The sequence below is a fragment of the Lysinibacillus macroides genome, from assembly GCF_001281525.1.
In the GTDB taxonomy this organism is placed as follows: Bacteria; Bacillota; Bacilli; order Bacillales_A; family Planococcaceae; genus Lysinibacillus; species Lysinibacillus macroides.
Map to the genome: position 1 here is coordinate 274,289 of NZ_LGCI01000011.1, position 17,323 is coordinate 291,611.

17 protein-coding genes and 1 pseudogene are annotated in these 17,323 nt (G+C 37.4%); 14 read left to right on the top strand and 4 right to left on the bottom strand.

The window, feature by feature from the left end; translation table 11 throughout:
- From ADM90_RS21685 to ADM90_RS21700, 5 genes and pseudogenes are all read left to right on the top strand, one after another.
- The coding region (locus tag ADM90_RS21685; RefSeq protein WP_200908581.1) for a transposase at nt 1–306 on the top strand (306 nt) is incomplete at its 5' end.
- A 159-nt stretch (nt 307–465) separates the two neighbouring features.
- Nucleotides 466–735: pseudogene (locus ADM90_RS24100) on the top strand (helix-turn-helix transcriptional regulator); the annotation flags it as partial.
- Nucleotides 736–913: 178 nt separating this feature from the next.
- Nucleotides 914–1,675 carry a membrane protein insertase YidC gene (gene yidC, locus ADM90_RS21690; RefSeq protein ID WP_053996949.1) on the top strand — a complete coding sequence of 254 codons (762 nt, stop codon included), beginning with the start codon at nt 914–916 and terminating at the stop codon, nt 1,673–1,675.
- 54 nt (nt 1,676–1,729) lie between these two features.
- Complete coding sequence (locus tag ADM90_RS21695) at nt 1,730–1,981, top strand: hypothetical protein (protein WP_053996950.1); 252 nt, start codon at nt 1,730–1,732, stop codon at nt 1,979–1,981.
- A 141-nt stretch (nt 1,982–2,122) separates the two neighbouring features.
- Nucleotides 2,123–2,899: a M15 family metallopeptidase gene (locus ADM90_RS21700; RefSeq protein ID WP_053996951.1), complete on the top strand. Its 777-nt coding sequence runs from the start codon at nt 2,123–2,125 to the stop codon at nt 2,897–2,899.
- Nucleotides 2,900–2,941: 42 nt separating this feature from the next.
- Here the strand turns inward: ADM90_RS21700 and cls are convergent, their stop codons facing one another.
- Nucleotides 2,942–4,399: a cardiolipin synthase gene (gene cls / locus ADM90_RS21705; RefSeq protein WP_053996952.1), complete on the bottom strand. Its 1,458-nt coding sequence runs from the start codon at nt 4,397–4,399 to the stop codon at nt 2,942–2,944.
- An 81-nt stretch (nt 4,400–4,480) separates the two neighbouring features.
- Entirely contained in the window at nt 4,481–5,653 is a 1,173-nt protein-coding gene (locus ADM90_RS21710) for an MFS transporter (protein ID WP_053996953.1), read from the bottom strand.
- A gap of 304 nt (nt 5,654–5,957) precedes the next feature.
- Here ADM90_RS21710 and ADM90_RS24755 point away from each other — a divergent pair, with 304 nt between their 5' ends.
- Nucleotides 5,958–6,095, top strand: a complete 138-nt coding sequence (locus ADM90_RS24755) for an Lmo0850 family protein (RefSeq protein ID WP_004232019.1) — start codon at nt 5,958–5,960, stop codon at nt 6,093–6,095.
- 60 nt (nt 6,096–6,155) lie between these two features.
- On the opposite strand, the gene ADM90_RS21715 is transcribed toward ADM90_RS24755, so the two are convergent.
- Nucleotides 6,156–7,343, bottom strand: coding sequence for an FtsW/RodA/SpoVE family cell cycle protein (locus tag ADM90_RS21715; RefSeq protein WP_053996954.1), 1,188 nt, complete (start codon nt 7,341–7,343; stop codon nt 6,156–6,158).
- A 226-nt stretch (nt 7,344–7,569) separates the two neighbouring features.
- On the opposite strand from ADM90_RS21715, the gene ADM90_RS21720 reads away from it, so the two are divergent.
- The 8 genes from ADM90_RS21720 to ADM90_RS21755 all read left to right on the top strand — a co-directional run bounded on the left by ADM90_RS21720 (nt 7,570) and on the right by ADM90_RS21755 (nt 16,479).
- Nucleotides 7,570–8,322 (top strand): hypothetical protein, encoded by a 753-nt coding sequence (locus ADM90_RS21720; protein ID WP_053996955.1) that lies wholly within the window; start codon nt 7,570–7,572, stop codon nt 8,320–8,322.
- Nucleotides 8,323–8,606: 284 nt separating this feature from the next.
- A complete protein-coding gene (locus tag ADM90_RS21725; RefSeq protein WP_053996956.1) occupies nt 8,607–9,686 on the top strand; it encodes a D-alanine--D-alanine ligase in 1,080 nt (359 codons plus the stop codon).
- An 11-nt stretch (nt 9,687–9,697) separates the two neighbouring features.
- Nucleotides 9,698–11,065: a UDP-N-acetylmuramoyl-tripeptide--D-alanyl-D-alanine ligase gene (locus tag ADM90_RS21730; RefSeq protein WP_053996957.1), complete on the top strand. Its 1,368-nt coding sequence runs from the start codon at nt 9,698–9,700 to the stop codon at nt 11,063–11,065.
- Nucleotides 11,066–11,148: 83 nt separating this feature from the next.
- Nucleotides 11,149–11,841, top strand: a complete 693-nt coding sequence (locus ADM90_RS21735) for an alpha/beta hydrolase (RefSeq protein WP_053996958.1) — start codon at nt 11,149–11,151, stop codon at nt 11,839–11,841.
- 351 nt (nt 11,842–12,192) lie between these two features.
- The gene (locus ADM90_RS21740) at nt 12,193–13,713 is read left to right on the top strand and encodes a DEAD/DEAH box helicase (protein WP_053996959.1); all 1,521 of its coding nucleotides are present in this window, start codon (nt 12,193–12,195) and stop codon (nt 13,711–13,713) included.
- Between the two features lie 131 nt (nt 13,714–13,844).
- A complete protein-coding gene (locus ADM90_RS21745; RefSeq protein WP_053996960.1) occupies nt 13,845–14,324 on the top strand; it encodes a PH domain-containing protein in 480 nt (159 codons plus the stop codon).
- The gene (locus ADM90_RS21750; RefSeq protein ID WP_053996961.1) at nt 14,317–15,795 is read left to right on the top strand and encodes a PH domain-containing protein; all 1,479 of its coding nucleotides are present in this window, start codon (nt 14,317–14,319) and stop codon (nt 15,793–15,795) included. Before ADM90_RS21745 ends, ADM90_RS21750 begins: the two co-directional genes overlap by 8 nt.
- A gap of 108 nt (nt 15,796–15,903) precedes the next feature.
- Nucleotides 15,904–16,479, top strand: a complete 576-nt coding sequence (locus ADM90_RS21755; protein ID WP_053996962.1) for a GNAT family N-acetyltransferase — start codon at nt 15,904–15,906, stop codon at nt 16,477–16,479.
- Nucleotides 16,480–16,660: 181 nt separating this feature from the next.
- Here ADM90_RS21755 and ADM90_RS21760 read toward each other — a convergent pair whose 3' ends face one another.
- A complete protein-coding gene (locus tag ADM90_RS21760) occupies nt 16,661–17,281 on the bottom strand; it encodes a rhomboid family intramembrane serine protease (RefSeq protein ID WP_053996963.1) in 621 nt (206 codons plus the stop codon).
- Nucleotides 17,282–17,323: the final 42 nt, after the last annotated feature.

Consider the following 17,323-nt stretch of genomic DNA (forward strand, 5'->3'; position numbering starts at 1 on the left):
AAATCGTATAAAAAAGTCGCACAAGGCTTACTCGAAAACCCGTATTTACTGACGTTTTACGGCTTTCCCAAGGCGATTTGGCGAAGCATCTACTCGACGAATTTAATCGAGTCGTTCAATAAGCAAATCAAAAAATATACAAAGCGCAAGGAACAGTTCCCGAACGAAGAATCGTTGGAGCGCTTTTTAGTGACGCAGTTCGAAGACTATAATCAACGTTTCGCCACACGCTGCCACATCGGCTTCAATCAGGCCCGTGCAAAGCTAGAAGAAATGTTTGAGCAGCTGCACGAACCGGCAAACTAGACCGGGACGCGCCAGCGCGAAATTTGAGTGTGTAGGAAAGGGCTAGCCCTTTCCTACACACTCAAATCAACACTTCGAACAAGTACAATTGAATACACAGGTGATGAGTTCCCTTGAACGGGTGAATCGTCATTTACACAAAAATATTGACAGTACCCTAGTCACTTATCACGTATTTTTAGGGAGCATGTAGGTATTACACTTGTTGAATATCTAAATGTCCGACGTGTAGAAGAATCACAATACTACCTACGACATACAAACAAAAGCATTACTTCTATTTCTGACCAATTCCACTTCTGTAATCAAAGCTATTTTACACGTATCTTCAAAAAATATACAGGTGTTACCCCTAAGCATTTTAGAGATGAGCTTCACCATGAGTTTTATCGTTTTGAAATGACGGAGGCAGAGTTACAAAATGTATAATTCTTAAACATAAAAACGAAAAAGATGCGAATGGATTAGCAATGCTAAGGCTCGCATCTTTTTTGCTCATAGAATATGGAATCATTGACAAAGGGAAATAGTAGCACTTGCTATTTGATAAAGTTAGAACCTATAAGGTATACTTCACAGTAGTTGATAAATAATAGTAGGTGGAAAAATGAAAAATATGAAGTTATTTTCAATGCTTGGGCTTGCTGTTTTTGTTCTTAGCGGCTGTCAAGCTGTGGAAAACAAAGAAGGTTTTTTCTATAGTATCTTTGTAAAACCTATGGAGTTTTTATTAGAATTTTTTGGTCATGATATTTTTTCAGGAAGCTATGGTTTAGCAATCATTGCGATCACAGTGCTAATTCGTTTAGTGCTAATGCCGATTATGTTAAAAAACTATCGCCAGCAACAAGTAATGAAAACAAAAATGGACGCATTTAAGCCTGAGATGGAAGCTGTTCAGAAAAAAATGAAAGAAGCGAAGACGAAAGAAGAGCAAACGCAGTACCAACAAGAAATGATGGCTCTTTATCAAAAGCATGGCATTAATCCATTGAATATGGGCTGTTTACCGATGTTAATTCAAATGCCAATTATTATGGGTCTTTATTTCTCGATTTTATATTCTGCGGATGTGAAATCACATGAGTTTTTATGGTTTAGTTTAGGATCGCCTGATATTACGATGACGATTATTGCAGGGATTGTTTACCTTGTTCAAGCACGTGTATCATTGTGGACAGTACCAGAGCAACAAAAGGCTCAAATGAAAATGTTTATTTATATTTCACCAATTATGATTGTCTTTATCTCAATGTCTTCTATGGCTGCACTCCCTCTGTATTGGTCTGTCAGCGGTGCATTGCTAATTATTCAAACATATATTGGACGTAAATATTATTCGGAGCATCCCGAAAAAGCAACATCATAAATTAGTTATTATGTCGAGGCGCCTCTGTTGCCTCGATTTTTTTAGGAGGTCACCATGCTAAACAGAAAATGGCTATCATCAATTTTAGTGGCAATTTTTAGTATTATTGCACTTGTCTTTATTATAATAGGGAATTTTAATTTTGCTGTACTAGCCATGACGATCATGTTTGCGCTATCGAATGGGTTTCGAGCAAAAAGCTTTGAAGAGCAGGGTTATATAAAAGAGGCAAAGTGGATGAAATATATGGCAATCTTTTTCTCGATTGCGTCTATTGTCGTATTGATTATTATTTTTACAAACTAGTTTAAATATTTATGTAGGAATTTACACCTAAAAATGTGAACAGTGTTAAAATAAGAGTAGAACAGGTGTGGATGGGATTCTTGCTATGCGGTGAGCCAATCATCCTTTTCGTACCTGATATTTTTAAAAGGGGCATAAATAGTGAAAAATAAACATCTTCCACTTATCATTGGTGCTTTTATTTCCATGGCATTAATCGTAGCTATTTTTGTAGTGTATAACTATAAAAATAATCAAGCAAATATTGCATTGAATGAGCAACCTAAAATAACAGAACCAAACGAATCACATGAAGCATCAACAACAGATGAGCCAGAAAATACACCTGAAAATCCTACTAAGCCAGAGCAGCAACCAGATGAAAATGGTTATTTGCCAAATCAAGAGCTACCAACAGAGCCGACATATATCAATGATATTTTATTAGCAAATAAAATTTATCCGCTGCCCTCTACCTTTGCACCTGGTGAAAATCCGGAAGCAAAGCAAGCATTAGATCAAATGTTAGCGGCTGCCAAGCAACAGGGCTTTGATTTGGTTGCCTTTAGTGGTTATCGTTCGTTTGAATATCAAACAACCTTATATAACAATTATGTGCAGCGTGATGGACAAGCAGCAGCAGATCGTTATAGTGCTCGACCTGGTTATTCAGAACACCAAACAGGTCTGGCGTTTGATATTGGAGAGCGTGGTAAAGAGGATTTATGGTTAACAGAGGAATTTGGCGAAACACCAGCAGGGCAATGGTTATTTGCACATGCACCAGAGTATGGCTTTATTTTACGATTCCCACAAAATAAAGAGGGTATCACAGGCTATATGTATGAATCATGGCATTATCGTTATGTTGGCAAGGACATCGCAAAAGAAATTACTACGAAAAATATTACATTAGAAGAGTATTTAGGTGTGAAATAAAAGAAGGGAAGAGGAGCGTGTGGCTCTCTTCCCTTCTTTCCTTTATAAAATAGGTGTTAATAAACGCGAAATAGATTCTTTAAATTTAATAAGAGATGAACGATTTTTGTACATCTCCCATGTTAACTCTGTACAATCAAAAATATCCTTTTCAAATAGCTCAGCAAGTTGATGCGAGATAGTAGCATCATAAATAAAGGCATTGACTTCAAAGTTTAGGCTAAAGCTTCGGACATCAATATTCGCTGTGCCAACGGTTGATGCTTCATCATCAATAATAATCGTTTTGGCATGAATAAAGCCTTTTTCATAGATATAAACTTTTGCGCCTGCCCGTAACAACTGCCCTACGTAAGAATAAGTAGCCCAATAAACAAACATATGGTCAGGTTTATTAGGAATCATAATGCGGACATCGATACCTGATAATGTAGCAATTTTAATAGCATCTAAAAAACTTATATCTGGAATAAAATAAGGCGTTTGAATATAAATATATTTTTGTGCCATATTAATGAGCTTTAAGTAACCGATTTTAATTTGTTCCCAGTCAGAATCTGGCCCACTGGAGACAATTTGTAGGCCTACATTCCCTTTTTTCGGAATAACAGGGAAGTAGCGATCTGAGTAACCCATTTTCTGATGGGCACTTGCTTGATTCCAGTCTAATAAAAAGCGTGTTTGTAACGGATGGACAGCACTACCTTCGATACGCAAATGTGTATCCCTCCAGTAACCAAATTTCTTTTGTAAGCCTAGATATTCATCACCAACATTAAAGCCCCCAATATAGCCAATTCGACCATCAATGACAACAATTTTCCGGTGATTTCTAAAATTAAGGCGGGGATTAAGAAGAGGGAAAATAGATGGGAAAAATACTTCTACTTCACCACCAGCATTTATTAATTCTTTAAAATGGCGCTTTTTTACATTACGTGAGCCCATTTCATCGTACAGAAGGCGTACCTTCACGCCTTGTTTTGCCTTTTTTATAAGGGCATTGACAATACGTGTTCCTAGGTCATCGAGACGGAAAATATAATACTGAATATGGATATGGTCTTTGGATGTTTCAATATCTTTTAGAAGCTGTTCGAATTTATTGGCTCCATCATCAAAAATATCGAGATGATTGTCCTGTGTTAAGACAGCGTTATTTGTTTTCAGATGCATATAAATCATTTCTCGATAATTCTCAGCATTAGCAATGCGGAATTCAAACGATTCTTCTCGAATCGCTTCCGTTTGATAGCTAATAAGGTTATCAATCCCGATATCCTTACGTCCTTCCCAACGAAATAAGTGCTTTTTTCGTAGTTGTCTCCCCAGTAATAAATACAAAACAAATCCAGCTAGCGGTAAGAAAAATAGTACGAGAATCCATGCCCATGTAGAGGTAGCATCTTTACGTTCTAAAAAAATAATGGTCAGGGCTGCTAAAATATTAAAAAGCGAAATTAACGGTACTAAATATTGTACATCTGTAAAAATGCTCATTCCTATACCTGCCTTTACTGTATTTCACAACATATAAGTATAGCCTACTTTAAATAAGGAAAGAAGCTATTCGCTATTTCTTCAATCTTGCACTTCTTCAAAACGCAAAGATTTTCGGGAAGCTTTATAGAGATAAATAAGGCTTATAGAAAAAATAGCGATGGCTGCTGATATGTAGTAACCAAGGTTTGTTTGTACTGTAAATAGCCAAGTGAAAAATAACGGACCAAGAATACGCCCTAGGTTGTCCATTGAATAAGATAGTCCTGCTGCTGTGCCATATTGTCCGCCTGATTCTTTTGAAGAGAGTGATACAACACAAGTTCGAGCAAGTGCATTTCCAGCTGTAAAGATACACAGGGCTAGTCCAGCTATCAATAGGCTTGTTGTTAGTGTAAATAACAGCATTCCAATAGCTGTAATAATTTGTGCACCGATTAGCCAAGCTGTCTCGCTGCCATTTTTTATTCGCCGAACGACGCCCCCTTGAATGGCTGCATCTACAAAGCCACTAAACATAAATAAATAGCCAATTTGTAATGGTGTAATTTGAATTTTCTCGATTTGAAATAATTGAAATGTAGCCTCCACACCTGCCAACAAAAAGGTTACTAAAAAGGAAAACATAAATAAATAACGCACACGGTATTGCAGCATTTTTCCAGCGCCGTGTGGTACAATAGCACGTTTATTTGAATCTTTTCGTTTATCAGGTTCTTTTAGGACGAAGCTTGCATAAATAAATAATAGTGCAATTAATGAGGCAGAAGTAATAAATGGTAATTGCAGACTATAGTGACCAAGTATGCCTCCGATTGCGGGTCCGAAAATAAAGCCGAGACCAATGGACATGCCCATAAAGCCCATATATTTATTGCGATTTTCCTCATTAGACATATCTGCAATAAAGCCTGTTACAGCTGTATAGAGTGCTCCTGAAAATAAACCACCTATCATACGTGAAACATACAAAATAGCTAAATTATCTATAAATAATGAAAAAATAACAAAGCTAAGACTAAAGCCAATTAGTCCTGTTAAAATCAGTTGTTTACGTCCTATTTTATCGGATAGCATACCCCAAAATGGAGCGGTGAAAAAGCTTGCAAGCGAATATACTGTCAATAAACCACCAACATGGAGATCGGCCCAATGTTGCTGGACAATCACCTCTGGTAAGACAGGTATAATAATACCAAACCCTAAATAAACGAGGAATTGAACAGACATTAACAATAAAATTGCCTTCTTCATACAGTTCCCTGCTTTCATACAATAATTTCAATATGTCTATTCTACCCTTCTTGCTCTCACTATTACAAGGAACGGAAGGGTAAATAGCATAGCTAAATTCATTAAAGAGGCATAAAAGAGCAGTATTCAGGGTAGTATAAGTTTGTGGGTATGGATGAAAGATTTACATTGTAACAAAAATGATAAATTTTAAAGGCGAGTTAAATGGTATGATAAATTTGTCAGACATCATACTCGTAAAAAAATGAAACTTTTTTGTAAATGATACGTTATATAAAATCGAGGAAAGATTGAGGTGGAATGTATGACGAAAGAAGTAGATTTGAAAAAGATTGTTTCGAATTTATCTAAGTTGGGTGTAACAGCGACTGTAACAAAGTCTCGACTAGAACTTTTAAAAGTGCTGACACCACCAACACAGACTCCGCAAGTTCAAGCTTAACTCGTTTACAATAGAAAAGGGAAGTCTCTTATTAGTAAAGAGATTTCCCTTTTTCTATAATTATTCATCATCATCATAGGTTGTAAACATATACGTGCGATAGTGGAATCGCATACTAAAGACAAGACCGATAGCTAAGGCATTGCCCATCAATGAGCTTCCTCCATAGCTAATGAATGGTAATGGAATACCTGTAATCGGCAGTAACTGAATCGTCATTCCTATGTTTTCGAAGACATGGAAGGTAATCATCGCGATAATACCAGCACATACATATGTTGAGAATGGGTCTTTTAATAAAAGTGTTGTTTTTGTTAAATGATAAATCAATAAAAAGAACATACAAATAACAATACTTGCACCAATAAAACCCCATTCCTCACCAATGACTGTAAAAATAAAATCAGTATGGTTTTCGGCAACATATACTTCACGGTTTCTAAAGCCCTTCCCAAAAATTTCACCTGAGCCAATGGCATTTAACGACGTTATTAAATGATAGCCATCGCTAGAGGAATATGAATATGGGTCTAGCCAAGAATAAATTCGAGCAAATTGATATGTTTTAAAGCCAAATGTTGTTTCTAAGAAATCCTGCATATACAGTGCCATCCAAAGGAGTGCACCACCTGCTGTAACACCACCGAAAAAGACTGGTAAAATGATTTTCCAAGAGATGCCTGCTACAATGATAAGTGCGGCAGTAATGGCAAAGAATACTAGTGCCGAACCAAGGTCAGGCTGTTGCAAAATAATTGCCAATGGTACGATTAATGTTACAGCAATTTTTCCTAATAGTAGGAAGTCGGTTTTAACCGAACGCAATGGATGGACCTCGTGATGCTTACTAATAAGCCGTGCAAGTGCTAAGATATAAAAAGTTTTCATAAACTCAGAGGGCTGAATATTCCCAATGGGTGTATGATACCAGCTTTTTGCCCCATTTACAGGTTGACCAATCTGATTGGGCCCTTCAGGCATAAAAATAAGCAATACTAACAAGGCAATTCCTGCGCCATACATATACCATGACATTTTTTTATATTGCTCAGGCTCAAAAAACATGACGATGCTAATAATAATGATACCAATTACATACCATTGTATTTGCTTAGGTACATAGTTGATACCATATTGACCAGATGTTTGTGCAGAGGCAATAGCTAACAAACTAATGACTAGAAAAGTGAAAAGAATAAAAGCAAGTGTCCAGTCAAAACGATTTGCGAAATTTCGTTTATTTTCCATAAAAGCCACCTAAATTAAAATAGTATCTCAATATAAGTAACTGTAATATACTACGTTTACTTATGGTCATTGAGTAATCTAAAACTTTGTATGCAAGTGCATGTGTAACGTTCCTATTATAACGCAAAAACCATTTTTATGCCTGCGTATATAGTTGTGACGACAATTCACATAAAATGTTTCAAAAATCTGTGTTTAGACTTATAATGTAGTGAAGAATGGGGTGATGGCTGTGGCTAAAAAATTAAAGTCAGCTGATGATTTTATGTATCATATGTATGTTCATATGAATGAGGTCGATAAATTTGTCATTTTTAGCGGATTAAAATTCTCGCAATTTGCAGCTGCACTTGAACCACTGCATCACTTACTATTGTTAAAGCATTCCTATGACGATGGTTCTTTTAATATGCATACACAGTTCGAATATGTATTGGACGAAGAAGTTCCTCACTTTGTCAAAAAATCAGCAGAGTCTAAGCAGTTATGCTGGGTTGATTTTATGGATGAAAAAAGGTTAGATCATTTAACACCAATGGAGCAAGGGGAGTTGCTTTACATAAGTCATAAAAAGGAACCCATTACATCCCCATTTTTCAATAAATTACAAAATAGATTTGTCTACTATTCTTCAGAAGCGGAGAAAATGACTAAAATTTATTTTCGGCATTTAAGTGATTCAGATGTATTGGTCGCAAATGTTTTTAATAGTTTGATTCGTGAAAAGGAGCGGAGCACGGGCTTTTGGCGTCGAAAGGTCAAATCAAGCATTCCTGCTATTTCACCTGACTTTTTGCGTTCCTATCGCTCCTTTGCGAAGGAAGGTGCATTATTATCGTTGTATCGTATTGAAAAGCCAAAGGCAGCTTATGGAATAGAGGTGCGTAATCTGTCTGAATATTCTTTTCTCGATGAAATTTGGGATGACTTAAATACGATTTTAAAAACGAAGTACGATGAATTGATTTATATTATCTAATCAATTATGCCTTGGCTAACTCTCGTTCGGATTTTTTCGAGGTCACTCGAAAAGCCTCTCTACAAAATCCGTGACATCTGCCAGAGCTTTTATCTTGATGTATGTAGCCATCTGAATAGAGTGAAAACGTGCATTCATCTTACTATCTATAGAGGTTGAATCAAGGTAAAGCACATATAAAAATCTCACCGTTTAAAAAATTACGGTGAGATTTTTATGTCATTTGTCAAGACATTTCATGATAAACTAATAATACTCAAGAAGTATGTGGAGGGCACAAAAACATGAAAAAAAGAATCGGTTTATTATACGGTGGAAAGTCAGCGGAGCATGAGGTGTCATTATCGACAGCACGTGCAGTTATTGGAGCCTTAAATTTCGAGGTGTATGAAGTATATCCGATTTTCATTACACCTGAAGGGGAATGGCGACGTGGAGAGCGTTTGGCAAAGCCTGTCAGCACTATTGAAGAATTACAATTTGGTGATCCTACAACTATTTTAGAAAATAATATTACTGATTTTTTAATTGATAAACAGGGTAATGCGATACAGTTTGACGTTATTTTCCCATTACTACATGGTACAAATGGTGAGGATGGAACGGTGCAGGGCTTACTAGAAGTATTAAATTTACCGTATGTAGGAAATGGTGTTTTGGCATCTTCTGCTGGTATGGATAAAGTGGTAATGAAGCAATTATTTGAAATTGCAGGTTTACCACAGGTGCCCTATACGTACTTTATTCGTAGTGAATGGAAGAGTGACCAGCAGGCGGTGATTGAGCGCTGTGAAGAAGCATTAAACTGGCCAATGTTTGTAAAGCCTGCAAACCTAGGCTCAAGCGTTGGGATTAGTAAAGCCACAAATCGAGATGAGTTGGTGGAAGCGATAAAGGTTGCTTTGCAATATGATCGTAAAATCGTGATAGAACAAGGGATTGTTGCACACGAGATTGAATTGGCAGTTTTAGGGAATGACAATCCTGAAATTTCGGTCCCAGGTGAAATCAAACCAGTAACAGAGTTTTATGATTATGATTCGAAATATAAGGATGGCTCTACAGCCCTGATTATTCCAGCAGAGCTTCCAGTAGCAACCGTATCAAGTTTAAAGGAATTGGCAAAGCGAGCGTTTAAAGCAATTGATGGTAGTGGCCTAGTTCGTGCAGACTTTTTTGTGACAGATGATCACCAGATTTATATTAATGAGGTGAATACAATGCCAGGCTTTACTCCTGTTAGTATGTATCCATTATTATGGCAGCATACAAATGTGAGTTATTCAGCATTGATTGATCGTCTGATTACATTAGCCATTGAACGTTATGAGGAAAAACAACAGCTTCACTATAAAAAAGACTGAGTGGGATTATTGTGAAAAAAACATTAAAACAATTAGCTGCATGGCTCGATGAGGATATGTCAGCTTTTGGTGATACAGTGGTATCGGGAATTTCCATTGATACAAGAACAATTCAACAGGGAGATCTGTTTGTACCATTTCGTGGAGAGCATGCAAATGGACATCGCTTTGTTGTTCAGGCATTTGAGAAGGGAGCTGGTGCTGCTTTGTGGCAAAAAGATGAACCAAATCCACCAGAAGACCTCCCATTATTATTTGTGGATGATCCTGAATTAGCATTACAAGAAATGGCACGAGCTTACCGTCATGAGCATCAAGCAAAATTTATTGGGATTACTGGCTCAAATGGTAAAACATCTACAAAAGATATTTTAGCAGGAACACTTGCGCCATTTTTTAAAGTACAAAAAACAATAGGTAACTTTAATAATCAGCTAGGTTTACCAATTACCATTTTACAACTTGATGAGGATACAGATATTGCTGTGCTGGAAATGGGTATGAGTGGATTTGGTGAAATTGAATTTTTAACAAAGCTTGCTCAACCTCACATGACAGTTATTACAAATATCGGTGAGGCACATATGCAGGATTTAGGATCACGTGCAGGCATTGCTAAGGCGAAGTTTGAAATTATTCAAGGAATGCAGCCAAAGGGTCTACTAATCTATGATGGAGATGAGCCATTGCTGCAGGAGCTAGTGGCACAAAACCCGCAGCTCAACGCATTAGCGTTTGGCTTAGAACCAAGTAACCCTTTATATGCTGAAAATATTAATGCAAATACGAAGGGAAGTAGTTTTACAGCGCATGGTGTAATAGAGGGCGATTTCTTTATTTCAGTGCTTGGCAAGCATCAAGTGAAAAATACATTAGTGGCGATGTTAATTGCGCATCAGCTAGGTTTAAATAATGAGCAAATTCGTACATCCTTAGAGCATGTGGTATTGACGGATATGCGTATGCAACAAGTAAACGGCACGAATGGCGCCCTATTTATCAATGATGCCTACAATGCTGCGCCAACCTCGGTTAAAGCGGCGATTCAATTTATAGCCACATCAACGATTCGACCTGAAAAATGGCTGGTGTTAGGAGATATGCTGGAGCTTGGACCAAATGAGCAAAGTTTTCATGAAGGATTAGCAGCGCATATAAATGAGCGTGAAATTGATTACATCTGCTTGTTTGGCCCTCGGATGTCATATCTTTATAAAGTATTAAAAGAGCGCTTTGGGGCAGAGCGTTTATTGTATGTAGAAGATGATTATACGGCTATTATTGACAAACTAAAACAAGCGAATGAATCATCCATTGTTTTACTTAAGGGCTCACGTGGTATGCAATTAGAAACGATTTTAAAAGCATTTATAGCATAAATAATCATGAATCGGTGGGATACTAAGCTCACCGATTTATTTATCTTTATTTCAAGTTTTTCTATAGAAACGAGGGGAATGTAATGTCAGTGGGTGTCCTTTGTATTCATGGGTTTTCAGGGGGGCCTTATGAAGTAGAGCCCTTCGCGAAATATTTGCGAACGCATACAGATTGGCTAATTGTTGAGCCCACATTGTCAGGGCATGGAGAAAAATTACATATGAATGGCTTTACTGCGAGGCATTGGTTAATGGATGCAGAGCTTGCTTTTCGAGCATTAGCTAAAAAGGTAGATGAGGTGATGGTTGTTGGTTTTTCAATGGGCGGTATTATTGCATTATATTTAGCAAAGCGTTATCGAGTAACAAAGCTTGTTTTACTTAGTGCTGCAGCTAAGTATGTGAGCCCTAAGCAGCTAGTGAAGGATTTTAAAATGCTTGCTACTGAGGCATATCACCGTAACCTAGCAAATAATGAGTTATTTTTGCGTTATCAGCATAAGTTTAACAATGTACCCCTAGCATCAACCATCGAATTTATGAAGCTCGTTAGAATGGTGGAGCCGTATTATCAGCATATCCAAATTCCTGTTTATATCGTCCAAGGGAAATTAGACGGCATAGTACCTTATCACACAGCACAATTTCTTTTTGATCAATTGGCATCTACTGATAAGGATTTGTATTTTTCTGATAATGGTAAGCATCATATATGTTTTGAAAAAGATTGTTTTCAATGGTTTTCACAAGCTTTATGCTTTTTAAGGAAGAAATAAAGTAGTCAGATTATTACGACTCATGCGTTATCGTTGCATACGATTGAAAGCCGTGTTAGACTAGTGTAAGCAATGGATACATTTTGTGCGAAGACTCTTCATAAATTGGTTGAAGAGTACTTTTTTTTGAACACAACGGTTTTATTCTAAAGTGAATAATTACGACAGAATCAAACCGCTCGGTAAAGACCGGGCTTTCCTTTTCATATAAGAGAGCTCTATGTGAAACACCATATAGAGAAAATTGTTAAGTAACGGAAACGTTCCACTATACAGGCTCGAATTTGCCGACAACTTCATCTGAAAATGTAACCATTTGTCAACTTAAAAGGAAAAAGGAGATTGAGAAGTTTGACAAATTTTTCAGAATTAAATATTAGCGAATCTACATTACGCTCAGTAAAGCGTATGGGATTTGAAGAAGCAACACCAATCCAAGAAGGTACTATTCGTTTTGCGATTGAAGGCCGTGACGTACTCGGTCAAGCACAAACAGGTACTGGTAAAACTGCCGCTTTCGGGATTCCACTAATTGAAAAAATCGATCCAAAAAACCCTAATATTCAAGCATTAGTTATTGCGCCAACGCGTGAATTAGCGATTCAAGTTTCTGAGGAGCTATACAAAATTGGCTATGATAAACGTGTAAAATTATTATCAGTTTATGGTGGTCAAGAAATTGGTCGCCAAATTCGTGCACTGAAAAATAGACCACAAATCATTGTTGGTACACCAGGGCGTATTATTGACCATATTAATCGTCGTACATTAAAATTAGAAGATGTACAAACATTAGTCTTAGATGAAGCAGATGAAATGTTAAACATGGGCTTTATCGATGATATTAATGCAATTTTAGAAAACGTGCCTACAGAGCGTCAAACATTACTGTTCTCAGCAACAATGCCACCAGCAATCCGCAAAATTGCAGAGACATTTATGCGTGATCCAGAAATCGTAAAAATTAAAGCAAAAGAGTTAACAGTTGACAATATCGATCAATATTTCGTGAAATCCGCTGAACGTGAAAAGTTCGATGTTTTATCTCGTTTATTAAACGTTCACCAACCAGAGCTTGCCATTATTTTTGGCCGTACAAAACGTCGTGTGGATGAGCTTGCACAGGCGCTATCCATTCGTGGTTACTTAGCTGAAGGGATTCATGGTGATTTAAGCCAGGCGAAGCGTATCTCTGTATTACGTCAATTTAAAGAAAATAAAATCGATATCCTTGTTGCGACGGATGTAGCCGCTCGTGGACTTGATATTTCTGGTGTTACACACGTTTATAACTTTGATATTCCTCAAGATCCTGAATCTTATGTTCACCGTATCGGACGTACAGGTCGTGCGGGAAAATCAGGTCTTGCTGTAACATTTGTCACACCGCGTGAAATGGGTTACTTACGTATTGTAGAAGAAACTACGAAAAAACGTATGACACCACTTCGTCCGCCAACAACTGATGAAGCATTAGAGGGTCAACAACGCCTTGCTGTAGAAACACTTGAAGGACTTATTGCTAATAATAACTTAGGTGATTATCGTTTGTTTGCAGCTGAGCTACTGGAAAATCATGAAGCAGTTGATATTGTGGCTGCTGCTCTTCGTTCATTAACGAAAGAACCAGATGATACACCAGTAACGATTACAGAAGAACGTCCACTACCAATGCGTCGTGAACGTTCAAATAAACGTAGCAATGATCGTAGCCGTGGTGGTAATCGTAGCTTTAGTGGTGGTGGCCGTCGTGAGAATACTCGTAGTGGAGATCGCCGTAATAATAGTCGTCGTGATGGTGCTCGTCGTGAGGGCGGCCGCCGTGAGGGTGGACAAGGACGTTCTCGCTCTCCTAGACGTCATGAAGATTAATTTCAAACAAATGTAGCTTTCTGTCTTAAACCTTACAGTTATAATAGCTGTAAGGTTTTTTTTTCGGATATAGTTGAAACAAAAAGGTAACTGCTTCCGTATATATCTAAGAGAGAGAAGGAGGAACGACAATGAGGGCACAACCAATTCATCAAATTTCCCGTAAAGGGTTAACGGTATGGCGTTTATATGGTGTTATACAAACTTTGGCGCTATTAGTTGTGGCAGGCTTAGCTAGCTACGGCACTTATTATTTTGAATGGCCATCATTTATTTATTGGATAGCTGCTGCAATTGTGGTGCTGGGAATTCTATTATTGGTGCTTATCTTTCCGAAAATAAGATGGGAGCGATGGCGTTATGAGGTACGTGAGCATGAGATTGAAGTACAGCATGGATTATTTGTGGTAAAGCGTACACTTATACCAATGGTGCGAGTGCAACATGTTGATACGACACAGGGGCCAATCTTAAAAAAATACGATTTAGGTAATATTTCTATATCAACTGCTGCAACTGTACATACAATACCTGCACTTGTGATGGACGAGGCAGATAGACTTCGTGCCCGAATCTCTGAGTTAGCAAGGGTGGCGGAAGATGATGTCTAAAGAAATTAATCGTTTGCATCCTGTGTCAGCTATTATTACAAGCCTTAAAGCATTGAAGAGCATGATACTACCGATTGCTATTATTATTATAAGTAATGGCTTTAATTTTTCATTGAATTTTCATAGCGAGCATTTTTGGCAGACGATTCTTCTTTTCGGTGTATGGGGAGGAGCAGCACTCCTTGCATTAATAGGAGGTATTATTAAGTGGCGGACATTTGTTTATTGGTTTGAGGACGGTGAATTACGCGTTAAATATGGCTTGTTTGTAAAAAAGAAGCGCTATATTCCCTTTGAACGCATTCAAAGCTTAAATTACAATGAAGGTATTTTTCACCGTATTTTTGGTTTAGTGAAAGTTCAGGTAGAAACGGCAGGGAATAAGGGCGGTAAGCCAGAGGTAGAGCTTACCGCCATTCGGAAAGCGGCAGCAGATGCAATTGAATTAGAAATGCGACGTGCTAAAAATGAAGACGCTCAGCAGCAACTGGAGCAGGAATCCACGCAGGTGATAAAGGAAGAAACAGTATCCACACCGATGATTTATCATATGGCTATAAAGGATTTACTTGTGTTGGCGACAACTTCAGGTGGAATAGGTGTTGTCTTATCAGGACTTGCTGCTGTTATATCGCAGTTTTCGGATATTATTCCGTATGAGGCTGTTTTTCATGAGCTTACGGATTTTGTAAAAGTCGGTGTGTTTTTAATAGCATTAACGGTAATGTTTATTTTAATCGCAGCATGGGTTGTCTCTGTAGTGATTACATTAATTAATTATTATGATTATACAGTTCGCATTGAGGAAGAGAAATTGATTATTACAAAGGGGCTTTTGGAGAAAAAACGCATTACGTTGCCGTTAAATCGCATTCAGGCTATTCGTATTGTTGAAAATCCATTACGTCAATTAACAGGCTTTGCAACGGTTGTTGTGGAAAGTGCTGGAGGGAATGGGGAGAATGGTAATGATAAAAAAATCACCTTGTTCCCACTTATTAAGAGGCAGGCTTGTCTACAAACATTAGAGCAGCTTTTCCCAGAAATGAATTGGCACCCAGCTTTTGTTCGCTCACCAAAAAGAGCGAGGCCATTTTTCTATCGCGTTGATTTTATCTGGCTTGTTCCTGTTATTGGTGCATGTAGCTATTTCCTCTACCCATATGGACTATTGTCATTGCTGTTAATTCCACTGACGATATTACTGGGCGTTTGGCAGCATAAAACAGCAGGCTATCAAATCGATGGCAAACAACTTGCTATGCAGTACCGTGTATTTAGCCGTACTACATTGATTATGGAGAAAAAAAGAATACAGTCCATCGAAAGTACACAATCTTATTTTCAAAAAAGAAAAAATGTTATGTCTATTAAAGCAACCGTTATGTCAGGTATGTCAGGCACAACAGGAACTGTGCCAAGCCTAGAGCAACAAGATGCAGAAACAATCTTTTCTTGGTATGAACATTAAATTATAAAAGCTAACCTTTCAATTATATGGAAAGGTTAGCTTTTTTAGCTATAAATAAACGAAAATGATGTTTATAATAGAATAAATACAACAAAAGGGGTGGAGAATTTGTTTAAATATGATATTCATGAACATGCCTATTTAAAGCTATTGGATTTAAGTGATGTGGAAGAATTATTCGCTTTAACAGAACGTACAAGAGAGACTTTACGTGAATGGTTGCTTTTTGTTGATGACGTCAAAACAGTAAAAGATACAGAGCGCTTTGTCAAAAATGCGATGCAGCAATATGCAGATAATAATGGCCTGCAAGCAGGGATTTATTATGAAGGCAAGCTTGCAGGTGTGATTGGTTACCATCAAATTAATTGGCAGCATAAATGGACAAGCATTGGCTATTGGCTAGGTAATGAATTTGTGGGGAAGGGGCTTGTGACCAACTCTATGAAAGCATTAATGGAGTATGCCTTTAGTTATTTAAAATTAAATCGTATTGAAGTCCGTGTAGCAGTAGGCAATATTCGAAGCCGTACCATTCCAAAGGTTTTAGGCTTCTATGAAGAAGGACGAGTAAGAGATGCGGAATGGCTTCATGATCATTATGTAGACCAAGTTGTCTATGGCTTAACAGCAGCTGACTGGAGAAAGATTAAAGCAACTAATGAGGATACGGTTATTTTATAATATCAATAAAAAAGCCGCCTATACGATTGATTAATCATATAGGTGGCGCCTTTTATCCCATATTAACAATCTTTTTTACACCGAAAGCATAGCGCTTGGTATAGGCTGTAGGATATAAGGTAAAGCTGAAACGTCCAATCAGTAGGAGACGTGCAAAACCCTCACTAATTGAAGATTCATTTTATCTACCTGCCATTTTTTGTTTACGCCAGCTTAAAATTCTTTTTGGATGTAAATAAATAAGCCCAAGAATAAAGCCTGTTACTAAACCACCTAAATGTGCATAGACGTTCACATTCGGTTGAAGGAATGTCATGACTAGACTAATAATAATGATGGGTAAAATAAGCTTACGCAGCATTGGCATTGTACGTCGTGTATAATATACGAGTGCCCCAAATGCCCCAAAAATTCCGAAAATAGCCCCACTTGCGCCAAGGCTCGTATAACCACTATCATAGAATACATAGGTTGCCATGTTACCTACAATACCTGATACTAAATAAATTGTTATAAAACGTGCCTTGCCTGCGATTTTTTCAAGCTCTGGTCCAAAGAGAAACAAGGAAAACATATTAAAAAATACATGTAGAAATCCAGCATGTAAAAACATTGCAGAAAATACACGCCACCATTCACCACTTTGAATGAGAAAATTTGCTTGAATGCCATAATTCCATAATAGTGTCCCTATGCCAGGTACAATAGATAATACATAAAGAATTAAATTGATTGCGATTAACATTGAAACAACAGGATAATACGTTGTGTATTGCTTAAAATTTTCTGTTCTTCTAAACATGGCTCCACCTCAATTTATAATTATTATACATGCCTTTTTGGA